General features: G+C 60.6%; 15 protein-coding genes. 4 read left to right on the forward strand and 11 right to left on the reverse strand.

What is annotated here, in order from left to right:
* Positions 1-41 precede the first annotated feature (41 nt).
* From P8934_RS05325 to P8934_RS05360, 8 genes are all read right to left on the reverse strand, one after another.
* On the reverse strand, positions 42-1,076 hold the full coding sequence (locus tag P8934_RS05325) for a TAXI family TRAP transporter solute-binding subunit (protein WP_278033263.1): 1,035 nt from the start codon (positions 1,074-1,076) through the stop codon (positions 42-44).
* A 264-nt stretch (positions 1,077-1,340) separates the two neighbouring features.
* Positions 1,341-1,493 carry a hypothetical protein gene (locus tag P8934_RS05330; protein WP_278033264.1) on the reverse strand — a complete coding sequence of 51 codons (153 nt, stop codon included), beginning with the start codon at positions 1,491-1,493 and terminating at the stop codon, positions 1,341-1,343.
* Positions 1,494-1,565: 72 nt separating this feature from the next.
* Entirely contained in the window at positions 1,566-3,788 is a 2,223-nt protein-coding gene (locus P8934_RS05335; protein WP_278033265.1) for a patatin-like phospholipase family protein, read from the reverse strand.
* A gap of 63 nt (positions 3,789-3,851) precedes the next feature.
* Positions 3,852-4,424 (reverse strand): YSC84-related protein, encoded by a 573-nt coding sequence (locus P8934_RS05340; protein ID WP_278033266.1) that lies wholly within the window; start codon positions 4,422-4,424, stop codon positions 3,852-3,854.
* A gap of 47 nt (positions 4,425-4,471) precedes the next feature.
* On the reverse strand, positions 4,472-5,302 hold the full coding sequence (locus tag P8934_RS05345; protein WP_133636229.1) for a transporter: 831 nt from the start codon (positions 5,300-5,302) through the stop codon (positions 4,472-4,474).
* 170 nt (positions 5,303-5,472) lie between these two features.
* The gene (locus P8934_RS05350; protein ID WP_133636228.1) at positions 5,473-6,120 is read right to left on the reverse strand and encodes a DUF3313 domain-containing protein; all 648 of its coding nucleotides are present in this window, start codon (positions 6,118-6,120) and stop codon (positions 5,473-5,475) included.
* 68 nt (positions 6,121-6,188) lie between these two features.
* The gene (locus P8934_RS05355) at positions 6,189-6,695 is read right to left on the reverse strand and encodes a glycine zipper domain-containing protein (RefSeq protein ID WP_278033267.1); all 507 of its coding nucleotides are present in this window, start codon (positions 6,693-6,695) and stop codon (positions 6,189-6,191) included.
* Between the two features lie 383 nt (positions 6,696-7,078).
* Entirely contained in the window at positions 7,079-7,810 is a 732-nt protein-coding gene (locus P8934_RS05360; protein WP_278033268.1) for a hypothetical protein, read from the reverse strand.
* Positions 7,811-8,162: 352 nt separating this feature from the next.
* Here P8934_RS05360 and P8934_RS05365 point away from each other — a divergent pair, with 352 nt between their 5' ends.
* A complete protein-coding gene (locus P8934_RS05365) occupies positions 8,163-8,291 on the forward strand; it encodes a hypothetical protein (protein WP_278033269.1) in 129 nt (42 codons plus the stop codon).
* A gap of 1 nt (position 8,292) precedes the next feature.
* Here the strand turns inward: P8934_RS05365 and P8934_RS05370 are convergent, their stop codons facing one another.
* From P8934_RS05370 to P8934_RS05380, 3 genes are all read right to left on the reverse strand, one after another.
* A complete protein-coding gene (locus P8934_RS05370) occupies positions 8,293-8,946 on the reverse strand; it encodes a response regulator (RefSeq protein ID WP_278033270.1) in 654 nt (217 codons plus the stop codon).
* Positions 8,943-10,754 (reverse strand): ATP-binding protein, encoded by a 1,812-nt coding sequence (locus P8934_RS05375; RefSeq protein ID WP_278033271.1) that lies wholly within the window; start codon positions 10,752-10,754, stop codon positions 8,943-8,945. The genes P8934_RS05370 and P8934_RS05375 overlap by 4 nt, the downstream gene beginning before the upstream one ends.
* Positions 10,755-11,020: 266 nt before the next feature.
* Positions 11,021-11,419, reverse strand: coding sequence for a response regulator (locus tag P8934_RS05380; RefSeq protein ID WP_278033272.1), 399 nt, complete (start codon positions 11,417-11,419; stop codon positions 11,021-11,023).
* A gap of 613 nt (positions 11,420-12,032) precedes the next feature.
* Between P8934_RS05380 and P8934_RS05385 the strand changes: the two genes are divergently transcribed.
* The 3 genes from P8934_RS05385 to P8934_RS05395 all read left to right on the forward strand — a co-directional run bounded on the left by P8934_RS05385 (position 12,033) and on the right by P8934_RS05395 (position 15,456).
* Positions 12,033-13,448 (forward strand): DUF1254 domain-containing protein, encoded by a 1,416-nt coding sequence (locus tag P8934_RS05385; protein WP_278033273.1) that lies wholly within the window; start codon positions 12,033-12,035, stop codon positions 13,446-13,448.
* Positions 13,449-13,661: 213 nt separating this feature from the next.
* Positions 13,662-14,465, forward strand: a complete 804-nt coding sequence (locus P8934_RS05390) for a hypothetical protein (RefSeq protein WP_278033274.1) — start codon at positions 13,662-13,664, stop codon at positions 14,463-14,465.
* A 469-nt stretch (positions 14,466-14,934) separates the two neighbouring features.
* On the forward strand, positions 14,935-15,456 hold the full coding sequence (locus P8934_RS05395) for a hypothetical protein (RefSeq protein ID WP_278033275.1): 522 nt from the start codon (positions 14,935-14,937) through the stop codon (positions 15,454-15,456).
* Positions 15,457-15,515 lie beyond the last annotated feature (59 nt).

Consider the following 15,515-nt stretch of genomic DNA (forward strand, 5'->3'; position numbering starts at 1 on the left):
GCACCCTGCTCGGGTGCCGTTCTGCATTGCGCGCTCGGGGCTCAGTCGGGACGTGCCGCGTCGTGCACGGCCAGGCGGGGTTGCGCGTGGCGTTCGGACATCATGCTTTCGGCCTCGACCCAGCCCTGTTCGCGGTAGTAGCGCAGCGCCCCTTCGTGCAGGGGGGCGCTGAGCCCGTCCTGGATCATCGCCTGGGGCGTCAGCTGGCCCAGGGCGGGGTGGGCGGCCTTGAAGCGCGTGAAGTCATCGAAGACGCTGGCGACCAGCCGGTAGACCAGGTCGGGGTCGGTGTCCGCCGTGGTGACCAGGGTGGCCTTGACCCCGAAGGTCTCCACGGCCTGCTGGTCCGGGCCATAGAGGCCGGCGGGGATCGAGGCCCGCGTGAAATAGGGGTAGGCATCCACCAGCAGGTCGACGAAGTCGCCCTGCACGTCGACGATCTCGGCATCGCACAGCCGGATGGCCTGGGCCACAGAGGCGTTGGGATGGCCCACGGTATAGACCATGGCGTCGATGTTGCCGTGGCAGAGCTCCATGGACTGCTGGTCGGCCGGCAGGTCGTGGGTCTGGCGGAAGTTGGTGCGGCTCCAGCCCCGGGCATCCATCAGCCTGAGCATGGTGCCGCGCTGGCCGGAGCCCGGGTTGCCGATGTTCACCGAGCGCTGCTGGAGGTCCTCGAAGTCGCGAATCCCGGCATCACGGCGCACCACCAGGGTGAAGGGCTCGCTGTGCAGCGAGAAGACCGAGCGCAGCGCCTCGTTCGGGCCGTCATTGCGGAACCCTTCGGTGCCCAGGGTGGCGTACAGGTGCAGGTCCGACTGGGCCATGGCGAGCTGCAGCTCGCCGCGTCGCAGCGCGCGCAGGTTGGCACTGGAGCCGTCGCTGGGCTGCGCCCTGCAGGGCATCTCGACGACTCGGCACAGCGCCCGGCCGACCACGTGGTAGACCCCGGCAGGGCTGGCGGTGGCGATGACCAGGGGATCGTCAGCCTGCGCCGACGGCGAGTTCCATAGGAACAGGCTGGTAACGCCGATGCCCAGCAGCCTTGCGGTAATTCCATCATTCCAGAGCTTCATGACTCACCTCGCGTCAGTGAGTCGGCCAGAGGCACTCCAGAACCAATGAGGGGGCTGGACGGAAGCCAAGGGAAAGACTTCACATCGCGTCTGGTCGACGTAGCGTGTTGTTCTGTTGATCTTGTTGTTGTCTTGTTGTCGCGCGATCGGCCGATGCGGCGTTCGGCAAGGCCCGAAAATCCCTGCGGTTAGACGGGCCTCCTTGAGGTATAGCAGGGGCTTAAGGATCGGAAGGGACTATCAACGGAATTTAATCGCATATGGTTAGAGCACGCCGGCGTCCAGCCCTGCGGCCATCGCCATGCCCAGTTCCTCCACCTGGTCGACGAAGTCCTCTTGCCACTCGTCGCGCAGGAGAAGCGGCGCCTGCAGGCCCGAGTGATTGCGCAGGAATCCCAGATACCCGAGTGCGAACATACCTTACGCGCAATGCATGACGACGATAAACTCAGGAAAGCCATCTGCACTAGCTGCTCATGAAAGCCCGTTTTACCGGAACTGCGGACGGCCAAGATAGAAGAAGATCGAGTCATAGCCCCCTTCGGCATGCCCGTAGCCGAGGTAGAGCGGGCCGATAGGACTGTCGGCACCCAGGAAGACACTTCCTGAAGATATGGCGTCATCGAAGAGGTCGCCCTTGTCCTCCCAGACGCCGCCGTACTCGAATGACCCCCCCAGGTACCATGACAGGAAGGGGAGGGCCTCGAACCGCCTGTAGTAGATGGCAGTGAGCACGCCTGCCTGCTGGCCGCTCAGGCTGTCTTCCGTATAGCCCGACAGGTTGAGAAATCCGCCGAGTCGAAAGCGGTCCTGGATGTCGGCCGATCCACTGATGGTCGAGTTGACCAGGCCTCCGAGGCCGACCACATGGCCATTTCCGAGGCTGGTAAAACCGTTGGCGACTAGCCTGACTTGTTCAAACTCGCTATCGCCACCGAGGTCTTCCCGGGCGATGTCGTACTCGACGGCGCCCAGCCAGCCTTCTTCCGGGAAGTTGTAGTTATCCAGGCGATCTACCGCAAGGCGAGCGAAGGCATTCCCGCTTTCATAGCTGAACTCGGGCAGCTCGGGCGAACCTGTCTTGACGACGACTTCACCGTCACGATAGCGATAGCCGAGCCGGGACTCACCATAGACGCTGAGCTCTCGCCCGAGGGCAAGCTCGGCACGTGCCTCCTTGACCCGGTATTCCGCGACCGCATCCCGCCGACCATCGAAGACATCCACGTTGGTGGCACCGTAACGGGCCCCGGTGTAGACGAAATAGCGTGACAGGCTATCGAGGGGTTGGTGCCACTCCGCCGCTAGCAGCGGGTCCTGGCCGATCTGTGTCGCCAGGCGGATTTCGCCGCCCAGGGGGTTGATCCCCGTGCGAAGGTAGGCTGCCCCCAGGTCATAGCTGTTGGTGCCCCGGATATCGCTGGACAGGTCCAGGCCGAACTGGAGGTAGTTCGGCCCCCAGCTCTTGGCGCGTGCGTCGACCAGCAGGCCGGTCTCACCCTGCTCCTCGACGAGGTCGTAGCGAACGTTCTGGAACAGTTCAAGGCCGTAGATGTGTGCGATGTCCTGTTCCAGCTGTTGTCGGTCAAGCGGTTCGCCGGTCCGTTGGCGTATGCGGTCATGAATCATGGCGTCGGATATCCCGGCGTCGTTCTCGATGCGGACGAACTCGATGACCGGCAGGTCACGCGGGGGCCTGGCCGTGCGGGCGGCAAGATGAGCCTGGTAGTCGTCTGCTGGCAGTGACAGCCGCCGCAGTTCGCTCCTCTGCGCATCGGCGGCCTGGTAGCCGATTGGCACCGCATCAGTAGCATTCACGAAGTCGGAGCTGGAGAAATCCCCGAGGGCAGGAATGATCAGGACGTCGGCCTCCGTCAGTGTCGCCAGCTGCTCCTCCACGTTATTGCGGGTCAGGAGTGACGTCAGCTGGCCCGTGATCGCGAAGAGGTTGATGACCTCTTCCGCCGGCTTGATGGGGGTGCTGATATCCACGGCAATCACGATATCGGCGCCCATCTCCCGCACCACGTCCACCGGCAGGTTGTCGGTGATGCCACCGTCCACCAGCAGGCGGCCATCGACCTCGGCGGCGGCGAAGAGGCCGGGTACCGCCATGCTGGCACGCATTGCGGTTGCCAGGTCGCCTTCTCCGAGCACGACCTTCGCTCCACTGCCGATATCAGATGCCACCGCGCGGAACGGGATATGGAGGCGGTCGAAGTCCGTGGTATTGGTCACCGGCAGGGAGAGCGCTCGCAGCGCCAGGTCGAATTTCTGTCCCTGTATGGCACCGGTCGGGAAACGCGGCTTGCCGTCATCGGAAATCCCCAGCCGGGCCTTCACCAGGTAGAGGTCGTCGTCACGCTTGCGCCGGAAGGAGCGCTCGACTCGGGGTGGGGCGTCACTGAAGATATGCTCCCAGTCCATGGTCTTGAGGGCTTGCTCGATCTCATCCGGCGTCATCCCCGAGGCGTAGAGCCCACCGACGATGGAGCCCATGCTGGTGCCGGCGATATAGTCGATGGGGATCTTCATCTCCTCCAGCACCCTGAGCACCCCGAGGTGGGCTGCGCCCCGTGCGCCGCCGCCACTGAGGGCCAGGCCCACCTTCTGGCGGCCCGGCTGCGCGGCCTCGATGTTTGCCGCTTCGGCCTGGGGAAGCAACAGCCCCCCCAGGCAGAAGCCGAGCACGATCAGGGTTCTTGTCACCATCTTTATCATCGTTATCGCCTTCTATCCCCTGGGGTATCGCGGATGCGCGGGATGGGAGCGCCGTCAACGGCCGGGCTGTATCCGGCTGAAGCGGGTTCCCTTCGCTGACCAGCCGCCCATCAACCCCTCGCTGCCGAACGCAAAGGCGGCTACGGCCCCCTGGTTCCTGAGGGTGTCGGCCGAGATGCCGGTGCCCACCTCGACGAGGGTCAGTCCAGCCTCGGCGCCTACCGTCCAGCCATCGCCGCTGCGAAACTTCTCCAGGGCGTCGTCGGTGAAGAAGATGAAGACCTGATTGGTCTTCTGGTAGCCGGCCTGAAAGCCGGCAGAGCCGGCCTCCATCTTGTAATAGTCGGTCGTGCGCCCCTCCACCTGAAGGGCGCCTGTTCCCCACTGGGCCGCTACCAGGAAGCCGACCTTCCTGACATCCGGGATGACCAGCACGCCCTTGGCCTCGCTGAGGTAGTCGTCGGCACCGTCGACCTCGTCGCGAAACGCCCTCAGGGCGTTGGCGACACTGGCCTCGATCTCCGCCGCCGTGGGCGTAGCGGCCTGTACGCTGGTCGTTGTCGCCATCAGGCCGGCAAGGACGATGGCCAGCAAGGCGGTCAGAATAGGTGTCTTCAGGGCTTTCATGTCAGGTTCTCCACGAGGTCATGGGCTACCCATCCATCGGTACGGGGCTAGTTCGGAAACACCAGGGTATAGGTCAGACGCCATCCCCAGCCGTCTGGCCCAGCTTCAGGGGCATCTGCCCAGTAGCGTGTTCCCAGTTGTAGGGACATCGGCTGCTGACCGACACGGAACAGCTGGGTGGCCAGCAGGTTGACCGGAACCGACCACGCCTCGGCCTCCCAGTCGTAGGTGGATTCGCTGTTCAAGGTTAGGGTCGTTAGCGTCGGGGTCGTGTAGGCCAGGAAGGGCTGCATGAACGTGGCACTGACGTCATTGCGATCATCGTCGCCTGCAAACGACCAGACATGATTCACCAGCCCGCCATAGGTCCAGCCGTTCTGCTGCTTCAGGGCCACGGCGGTTGGTCCCGCCGCCCACTTCTCTGCACCCAACAATTCATCACTAGCTGTCGGCAGCAGTAGCGCCGGCCCGGCCCCCCAGATCCAGCCACCGGCCGTCGGCGACTTGGGCGAGAAGAACACGCTCTGGAAGACATCGCCCACGCCGCTCTCGTCGGTACCGGGCGGGAGATCCTGTTGGTCGATCAGCGGCAGGATGGTGCGGGAGATGACATTCCAGTCCGCATTCAGGCTGAAGGGAATCACCGGCTGGATGTTAAGCACCCAGCGGCTTCCCTTGTCCGTCACGCCGATGTTCTCGTCGTAATTGAATTGGAAGGGCACGCTGGTCAGGGACGCAATCGGGTTACTCAGCTTCTTGGCAATTTCCAGGTCATCGCTGGCGGTCGCTGCCATGGTGAAGGCGCAGCCGACCGCTATTGTGGCAACCCAGGCAGCGTAGCGACGACTGCCAGCTTTGGTATCAATTTTAAGTGCCATTTTTTTTCTGCTCCTTACCCCTCAGCATGCCTCAAGCAGTCGCAGCTGCTGCACCTCGCTGGTCGACTGTTTATTCCATCAGCTCAATCTCGCGGAGCCTCCGGTCCTTATCGAACCAGGGCTCGAGGCCCGTAGAGCTGGAAGATCGCGTTCCAGCCACGTTTTTGAACTCACTGCGCGATCTGCATGCGCTGCTTGAAGCGCCCAGCATAGTAGGTGAGGGTCTGGCTGATGGAGTCCCAGGAGAGGTTCTCGCCATCCGCTGAGCTCGGTGCCTTGTCGGTCAGCACCCCCAGCCGCTTGCCACTGACCGAGTCAAGGACTTCGACCTCAAGGACGGCATCGCTCAAGATGATGCGTGCTCCCGCCGCATTGGCGGCCGCTGTGACAACGAAACCGATGGGGGTATACCCCATCAGGCCACGCTTCTTGTTATCCATTTTCACGTCAACGAGAGCCGCACGAATGTAGAGCACTCCAGGTCCAGGCTGACTGACCACGGGAACCTCCGGCTCCAGTGAAATGGTTACCGCTTCCACGAATCCGTCTGCCAGTGCCTTGAGCTCATTGGCCCTGAGCCCCTTCTCCTTGGACTCGGGACTGATATAGATGGTGATCGGCTCTATCATCACCCGGGTGTAGTCCTCTCTCCTGAAATCAGGGCTTTCCCAGATCATGGCCCCGGCACGATCCGGGTCCTGGGAAAGCTCGGGCATCTCCTCGATAAACTCGGACGCCCCGGCCATGGAAACCTGCAGGGCGACAAGCAACGTTCCTGTGGCCAGCGCCAGACGTCGCAGGTGGAATGACACTCTCATCTGACTCTCCTTGTGTTTCTCACGTTTTGCTGTCGCCCGGGCATGATCCCGAAGCGGTGTCGTGTGACTCAGCGGATGGTGTAGCCACGCCCTTCCATGCAGGCGGCGTAGGCGCGGCTGAAGGTGTCCATCTGCTGTTGCTGCTGACTATGTGTCTGCTGCTGCTGCTGCTGGACCTGTTGCTGCTGCATCTGCTGTTGCTGCTGCCGTGCCCGACGTCCCCCAGCCATGGTGCCGACCACGGCGCCGATGGCGGCCCCTTCGCCGGCATCGTCGTTGGCGATTTCGCCAATCAGTGCGCCACCCGCAGCTCCACGCACGGCGCCGCGAAAGCGCTCACCGCCACTGCCCGATGTCGTCCCAGCTTGTGGCGAGGATGGAGTGGGGCTTTGGGTCACGACTGCAGGGTCTATGCCTGTTGACTGCTTGGCCCATGCATGACAAGCGGCCTCGTCACTAGCTTGTTGTGTTGCTGTTTGTCCCTTGGCTGGGTAGACAATTGACTGTTGGGCCGATACGGAAAACCCGAAGCATAGAAACGAAACCCCAAGTAAAATTCGTGGCACAATGTTCATTCAATGGCTTCCATTGACGTTTGAATGTAATTTAATACTGTTTCTTTGATTTTTAGCCAGTCCTTTTTCGGGGTTGAGTCAATCATTATGATCGCCTTTCCAAAATGGTTGCTTTAAGATTTTTGTGAGCCGTGCAACCTTGTCTACATGCTAACCAGAGTGCTGTTGTTTATTTGGCAATAGTTCAGCTTTTTAGATTGGCTAAAAGAACATGAGTTATGATTATGCAGTCGTGGACACGCGGCTGGACGTTCCGCGACGATCAAGGGGGCTTATCGCTACTGCAGGGTGATCAGCTTGTAAAATCCTGTCCCCTTCGCTCCCGCGATGGCGTACCGAACCAGGGCACGCCACACGCTTCGATGCGTCCTAGGGGAAAAACCTCAGAACAATCCGCCAAAGCCGACCACTAAGCCATGAAACGCGGCATCGAACTCGTTCCCGGCGTCTCCCTCAATGTCGTAGTGGAGACGGCGGTAACCGATGCGTGCCGCCCAGGTGTCCGTAATCTTGTACTGGAACTGCGGCCAGAGTTCCCACGTGCTATCGGAATCCCCTGTACCGAAGGAGAGCGTGGGGTTGAAAAGCCAGCGCTCGTTGATCGGCAAGCTGGGCCGAACCACCACCACAGCATCCGTATAGTCCTTGTCACGCTTGAAGGTACCAACGCCGCTGATGGAAAGCTCGTTGTCCAGAGAAAGTTGCCGTGCACCCAACATGACGTCGACGTGCTGGCCAGGCATCCAGCCATCAAATTGGTAGCCCGCGGCCAACGTCCAGATAACGGAATCGGTCTCCAACTCAGCGCTCGCGCCGGATGGCGTATCCACTGCACCAGTGCTCAGGCCGAAGTAGTCAACCTGGCCCCAGAACACCAACCTATCCCGTCTCAGCACCCCCAGTACCGAACCGGCGAGGTCAGTGTTGTCGAGAAGGTCATCAAAGCCAACATCGATCTCGACGTCATTACCTTGAATCGTCGCGTCACCGTCAATACCCGCCGCCCAGAGGTAGGGAGTGATTTCACCACTCCACTGAGCATGCGCTGTTGAAAACCAGACCGACCCGATTGTCGCTACCCCGGCTACGATAACCGTAGGAATGATCGTTCGCATTTGAGGTCCCTCAGTTCACTCCAGATGCCAGAATTTAGGTATAGAGCATTCAGGCGGAAGCGTTCATTGGACCTTGGCCCTACTTGATCCTGCATAATTCGTTCGCCAGAAGAAGTCTGGTCACTCGTACATCGGCTATGAGCAGCCGAGGCGGTTGTCTTTGGAGTCTTGTGGGCAGCCAACCTCACCCGGTCAAGGCTGGCCACCAGCAGGAAGCGAGCCTTGGGTCGGTACGGGTGACCCTGCGGGCGAAGCAATGGGGTAGAGCCCTCCCCACCCGATACAGGCGCCGTTGCGCCCCAATGACAGAAGTGAGGGCCACTGCCCTGCCCACGGTTGAGGAGCCTATCCCATGACCACTTCTCGCGTCGGTGTCGGTATTACCAAGGGGGTCTTCCATACCACGCTGTTGACCGCCATGACCAAGCACGGTAGCGCGTCGAGTATGGCCGTATTCAGGCTCGTTAACTGGTGGCCGTGAGTCACTCCGGAGGTTCTTCCGGCAAGTGCGGGCCGACAATGCCGAGCATCTGACACTGTCTCGCCAACTCTGCCACGCTGCGGACGCGCATCTTCGCCATGACCCGGCTGCGGTGCACCTTCACGGTCTTCTCGGCAATGCCGAGGTCCGCGGCAATCTGCTTGTTGAGCCTTCCACCGACCACATGTTCCAGGACTTCAAGTTCGCGTCGGGTGAGCCGAGCCATCGCCTCGCTGACCCGCTGCTCGGCGGCCAGCCTCGCCAGTGTGCAGGCACTTCGCCGCAGGGCTTCGCGGACTACCGGAAGAAGCGTCTCCTCGGAGGCCGGCTTGATGAGGTAGTCGACGGCGCCATGCTTCATGACGTTGACGGCGGCGCCAAGTTCGCCGTGGCCCGTGAGGAAGATCACTGCCAACGCCGGACTGTGGGTGGCCAGTAATGCTTGCAGTTGAACCCCGTCCATGTCCGGTAAGCCAATATCTAACAGGGCGCATCCCGTTGAATTCTTCGGCAGCGTCGTGAGCATGCTCTCGGCGCTTTCATGACAGGCCACCGCGTAGCCGTTGGCCATGAGAAGTCGCCCGAGGGACCGACGAACGCTGTCGTCATCCTCGACAACGTACACCCGAGGCTCGCTCGTTGCCTGGTTCGTCATGACCTGTTGCCTCGTCCTTCGGCGCGCTGACTCGCGAATTGCGACTCTTGGGCGGGTAACGTAAACCGGAAGGTGGTACCTGGCTCCGGCTCGTTACTCTCTGCCCAGATGCGCCCGTCCTGCCATTCGATGATGTTGCGACAGACGGCCAGCCCGATTCCCATGCCCTCCGGCTTGGTGCTGTAGAAGGGGGTGAAGAGGCGGTGCATCTCGGAAGCCGGTATGCCCTGCCCGCTATCCCATACCGAAACCTGCACCGCCCCGGACTCATCCAGCTCGGCGCGTACATCGACCCGGCGGCAGCCTTCGGGCTGCTGTTCCACGGCGTGGATGGCATTGAGCAGCAGGTTGAGAAGGACTTGCTGGATCTGCGGCTTGCTCATCGTCGCGATGCAACTCGGTGCCAGGTCCCTGCGGCAGACAACACCTTTCAGTGCCATTTCGGCACCCAGCATATCGAGAACCTCGCGTACCGCCTCCGAGAGGTCGTCTGGCTCGTGCGGTGATGGAGTGTGTCGCGTCATATCCCGCAAGGTTCTCACTATCTGGCTCGCACGCTTTGCATCAGCGGCGATGTCGGTCAGCACTTCGCGGATCGGCTCCATCGACAAGGGGTGAGCCTCCAGAAGTCGCAGTCCCGCCTGAGCGTTGCTCAGGGTTGCGGTGAGCGGCTGCATGAGCTCGTGGGCGAGGGAGGCGCTGATCGCGTCGAGTCGTGTGACCCGCTCCATGTGCGTGAGTTGCTGGCGAAGCTCGAGCGCTTCCAGGTCGGCATTCCGCGAGGCTGTCACATCCTCCGAGACGCAGCCGTAGGCCCAGATGTGGTCGTTGGAATCGAATACGGGGAAGCGCCGCGAGCGCAGGAAGCGGATACCATCCGGTGACTGCACCCTCTCCTCCGTCTCCACTTCGTCCCCCTTCGTGAAGGCATCGGTGTCGGCCTGGTGGCTCGTTGTGAGATCCTGGCCCGGGAATAGCTGCCGATCCGTGCGACCCCGCAGCCTGGCCGGGTCAAGACGGTATTCATCCGTGAATGCCTTGTTGGCGAGCAGATACCGTCGATTCCGGTCCTTCAGGGTGATCATCGCCGGGACGTGGTCCAGCAGCGCCTGCATCCAGGTCAGGCGTTGATCGTGTCCTACCGCCGCGCTCATCAGCACGAGCGCGGGAAGCAGACTCAGCTCGAAGGCCGGGGAGGTGTCCGCCAGCTTCAGCAAGCGCATCAGCTCGAGCACGGTACCCACGGTGAACACGGCGAGTGCCACGCCGACAGCCAGGTGGCGGCCTGCCGTCCCCGACCGATACCGCCGTCGGCAGGCGAGGATGCCGTCAAGCTGGGCCGTTACCAGCCCCAGGAGCAGGGCGGTATAGAGGAGGGTGGGGGCAGAGAGTGGGGCCTCCGGTCGCTCTGCGGCATGCCACGGAGCCAAGCCATCTGCAAGAGGCCCCGTGGCGGGAACACCAGCAACGCCGAGCGCAATGATCAGGACGTAGAGACTCAGCGCGATACGCGGCCATCGGGGACGAGCGTTGGTGAATTCGACCAGGAACCAGGGCAAGACGGCGAACGCCATTGCGGCGGTGATGACCTCGGCGCGCCACCCGCCCGTGAGCGCATCATACGAAAGCGGGTGATGGCCGATGGCTCGCACGGCGAGATGTCCGGCCATCAGCGCGCAGAAGACGGCAAACAGCTGCTGGGAACGCTCGACGTGTCGCCCACGGCTCGACATCCCGTGGTGGAAAGCCCCGAGCAGGCACACACCCGCCAGCACGAAGAGGGCTGACGCGTAGATCTCATCCCGCATATTGGGTACCTCACAAGCGCCGCCACCAAGGTTGGCAGCGATGCTTGCCCCGACTTCCTTCCAGACTAGCCCAGATTCCCAATAGGGTGTTGATGCAGATCAAGTCGTCATCACCCTGGCCGACCACCAGGGAATCAGCGCCTGAAGGGGAAGGGGCGGCGATGGGGAGGGCGTGCATCGCCTTCCGTGATATCGAGATGGGCCCGAATATCGGGCGCCCCCGGGCTCCATGCCAGCCCGCTCCGGGTGCCGACTCGTCCATTGCATCAGCCATCGTTCTGGTTCAACGCGGTCACCCACTCGATGGCGTCGAGCAATGCCTTGTCGTCGACAGGCTTGCTGAAGAACAGTTTTGCCCCGCGGCGTTTGGCCATTCGGCGGGTGAGCTCGTCGTCAGTCGCCGAGAGGGCAATCACCGGTATGTCAATGCCCCGCTGACGCATGCGTTCGATCGTCAGTAGCCCGCTTGAACCTGGCATGGTGATATCCAGGAGCAGGCAGCAACGATCTGTCTTGTTGAAACGCACGGCGTCGAGAAAGTGGTCGGGAGCGTCGAAAACGGCGACCTGGAACCCGGCGGCGCCTAGCAGTCGCAACAGGCTACGACGCACGGAAGCATCGTCATCGACCACGAACACGGACACATCTGAGCGATTCGATGCCAACTCATGGCCCTCCTGCATGAACTAGAAGGTTTAGACCTTTTCCAGTCCTGGCGTCATTGGCCCTTGGTCCCACTTTGCATTTTCGTGCCTGGCGATTCGGCCAGCGCGGATCAGCCGTTGCCCACTTTCCGTAAGAGCCAGTCGATGATCGGCAGTGTGGAGATGGTACGTGTTTTCAACTTCTACCCAACGCCAGGCGCTGAGAGCGGCACGAAGCGAAGAAGCCTTTGCCAACCCTATGTTTTCGACAGGGCCGCGATGAAACGCGATGGGACCAAGGTCCAACTACCGCCTACCAGGCCAAGTGCCTAGGCTTTTTTCCAGCGACGAGTCGTGTGCCATCACCATTCGGCTCCCGATTTCAGGCGTACCGATAACTAGCCATTGCTGAAAAAGCCGCATTCGGCTCGATTGCGAGGCATGTCATTCCTGGTCGGAAGGCTCAGGAGTCGTCATACGGCTACTGCCGTGAAAGGGCGCCGCTCCGGCCCTGCCCAAGATCGTGTAGGTGAGGCAACACGTACCCTCGGGGACCTGGGAGGAGTGCTGATATGCGTGGGTGGTTGTGAGCTGTCCAGTTTTTAATCCGGTTCAACAGCAAAGGACACACAAGATGACAATACGTGAAAGTCTCACAAGACTCATCACGCTGGGGTGCATCACGGCGCTGCTTGCGCTTCCACAGGTCCAGGCTCACGCCCAAGACAAGATCAGCGCAGCGGAGGCGCGTGCCATCGCCAAGGAAGCCTACATCTACGGTTATCCCATGGTGGACGGCTACCGCATCCAATACGGCTACTTCGTTGACAAGACCGACCCCGAATACAAGGGACAGTGGAATGAGATCCACAACATCCCGCGCGTCTACACCCCGGAGGACAAGGCCGTCCAGACGCCCAATTCCGACACGCCGTATTCCTTTATCGGTGCAGACCTCCGGGCCGAACCGCTCGTTCTGACGGTCCCGGAAATTCCAGAAGGCCGCTATTATTCGATTCAGTTCATCGACGCCTATACGTTCAACTTTGCTTATGCCGGCAGCCGAACCACCGGTAACGAAGCGGGTAGCATCATGCTGGCTGGCCCGAATTGGAAGGGCGAGAAACCGCAGGGGATCAAGAAGGTCATACAGTCCGAGACCGAGATAAACGTGCTCATCTATCGCACTCAACTTTTTGATCCGTCCGACATCGACAACGTGAAAAAAATCCAGGCCGGATACAAGGTGGAGCCGCTCTCGTCCTTTCTCGGCACCGCAGAGCCTACCCCGGCCCCGGACATCGACTACATCAAGCCGATCAGCCAGGAAGAGCAGAAAAGCTCTCTAGAGGTGTTCAATATCCTGAATTTCATCCTGCAATTCAGTCCGACTGTTCCGTCCGAGAAGGAACTCATGGAAAGGTTCGCCAAGATTGGCATCGGCGCCGGAAAGACCTTTGATCCCAAAAATCTTTCCCCTGAAATGAAGAAAGCCTTCGAGGAAGGCATAGTCGACGCTTGGAATGAATTTGCGGACGGCGCGAAGTTATTGGCAGAAGGTAAAATTACCGCCGGCGATGTCTTCGGCACTCGCGCATCCATGAAAAACAATTACTTTTATCGCTGGCTCGCAACCATTGGCATCTGGGGAAATTCAAAACAGGAAGCGATGTACCCTATTTATTTTACTGACGCTAGCGGCCAAAAGCTCAACGGCGCTAACCGCTATACTCTGCATTTCCCCAAGGGAAAACTGCCACCAGCGCATGCATTCTGGTCGCTCACCATGTATCAGCTGCCGGAGAGCTTGCTGGTGGACAATCCCATCGACCGCTACCTCATCAACTCACCGATGTTGCCGGACATGAAAATGGATGCCGATGGCGGCCTCACGCTCTACATCCAGCACGAGTCACCCGGCAAGGACATGGAATCGAATTGGCTTCCGGCACCCAAGGGACCATTCTCATCTTACCTGCGTATCTACTGGCCGAAGCCCGATGCGCTCACCGGAAAATGGAACCCTCCGCCGGTAAAGCAAGTGCCCTAGCACAATGAATCGGCCTGACATTGGGATTCGTCAGGCCAGCTAGCAAGTCGCTCAACCGGAGCGGCGGTTGGCGCGGAATCTATAATCAACGCCTCTGCCGCCGCCCGGTTAGCTCAGGCGTTGGGCGGCATGATACAAGGACTATTCTATGCCCGATATAACGGCTATTCGCGACATCTCGCGAACCTGGCCACTACCGAGGCGTGAGGTACGGTGAGTTTCCAGCAGATACTTGATTCACTGCCGATCGGTGGCGTCTTCGTAGCGTTCACCATCTTCGCGCTGACCGTTATCGAGGTTGGTTACCGCTACGGGTATTGGTGGCAGGAGCGCACGCATGACGAGAAGGAGGGCCCCACGGGCATGATCGTGGGCTCGCTCCTGGCCCTTATGGCGTTCCTGCTCGCGGTCGCGATGGGGATGTCATCCGATCGCTTCGACACGCGCCGCGGGCTCGTGCTGGCCGAGGCGAATTCCATAGGTACCACTTACCTCAGGGCCGGCTACCTGCCAGAGCCGGCCTCGAGCGAGATCCGGGATCTGCTCCGCGAGTACGTTCCCCTGCGCATCGCGACCGACGATCTGGCAGACGTCCGAGTGAGAATAGCTCGATCGGTCGAGCTTCAAGAGAAGCTCTGGTCAGTCGCCGAGGAGTTGGCCCGCGCCACACCCGAATCTGACGTCCTGGCCCTGTTCATTGACTCACTGAACGAGACGATCGACCTAAATGAGACGCGGGTAACGGCGGGCATCTACGCACGCGTACCCGAAACGATCATCCTCCTCCTCTTCTGCGGCTCGATGCTGACGCTGGGGATGGTGGGCTACAACGCAGGCTTGATCCAGCGGCGCAGCCCCATCACTACCATCGTGCTGATCGCCCTCCTTGGTGCGGTTATCACCCTCGTGGTCGATCTTGATCGACCGCGCGACGGATTCCTCAAGGTGAGCCAGCAGCCGCTCATCGATCTGCAGGAGCAGGTCGGAGCACTTCCGCCGGCGAATCCACCTAAGTAGCTGGCGTGCAACCCAACGAAGCGCTCCATCCGACGGCCAACCGCGCTTCGCGGGCTGTCCGCGGCTGAGCTGAAACGTTATCTAGCCTATCAACTGCGTAGTTCAATACGGAGTTCAACGAGAAGGGGAACACCATCATGAGAACTTGTACCGGAGTTGCTCTTTCCGGCCTTCTGCTTCTAACGCCCATATCATCGTTCGCGAGTGCCCAAGTCGAAGCAGGACCGGAGGAAGCCCCCGAGATCGCCAAGGAAGCCGATATCTACGGCAATCCGGTGGTGGGTAACTATCGAATCCAGTATGCCTACTTCGTGGACAGGATAGAGTCCAGAGTTCAGGGCGCCGTGGAACCAGATCTATAACATGGCTCGGGTTTTCACGCCTGACGACAAAGCGATTCAGACCGCTAATGGTCAGCCTTTTTCGGACAGCGCCTGAAGAGTCGTTAACCGTGGGAGAACAAGACCCGATGGAACTGAGAAAAAAGCTGATCCACGAGCTAAAATCGGTGGGACTTGCAACGCTTTATTTTGGCTGCTGGTTGGCCCCCTTTCTCTTGCTGAAGCAGCTCATTCTGGCGGAATACCAGATTGAATTCAGTGGTATGTCCAAGGCGGTTGTGGGCGCGCTGATCCTGTCCAAGGTCGTGCTGGTGATGCAGCACGTGCCCCTGGGGAGCTGGGTGCGGCGTCAATCAGCATGGGTAGATGTTGTACTGCGTACCACCTTGTACGCTCTTGGCGTGCTGGTCGTCCTGTTGCTGGAAAAGGGCTTCGAGGGAAGGCACGAGTATGGCGGCCTTATTCCCTCGCTGAGTGCGTTGTTCCGAGACCTGGATATGCCCCACGTCTGGGCGAACGTCATCTGTCTGTCGGGTGCTTTGCTGGGTTACAACATCTTGTCCGTGATCCGCACACGCCTGGGCGTGGGCGTGCTGGTAAGGATGTTCCTGACCCCCCTGCCGAAAGAGCCAGCAGGGAACGGCGACTGAGCCGCTCGTCAATAATACCGGGTAACCTTGCCGGTCGCCTATCGGTTTGGACTCTTTCC

Origin of the sequence: Halomonas sp. CKK8, from assembly GCF_029625235.1 — a bacterium.
In the GTDB taxonomy this organism is placed as follows: domain Bacteria; phylum Pseudomonadota; class Gammaproteobacteria; order Pseudomonadales; family Halomonadaceae; genus Halomonas; species Halomonas ventosae.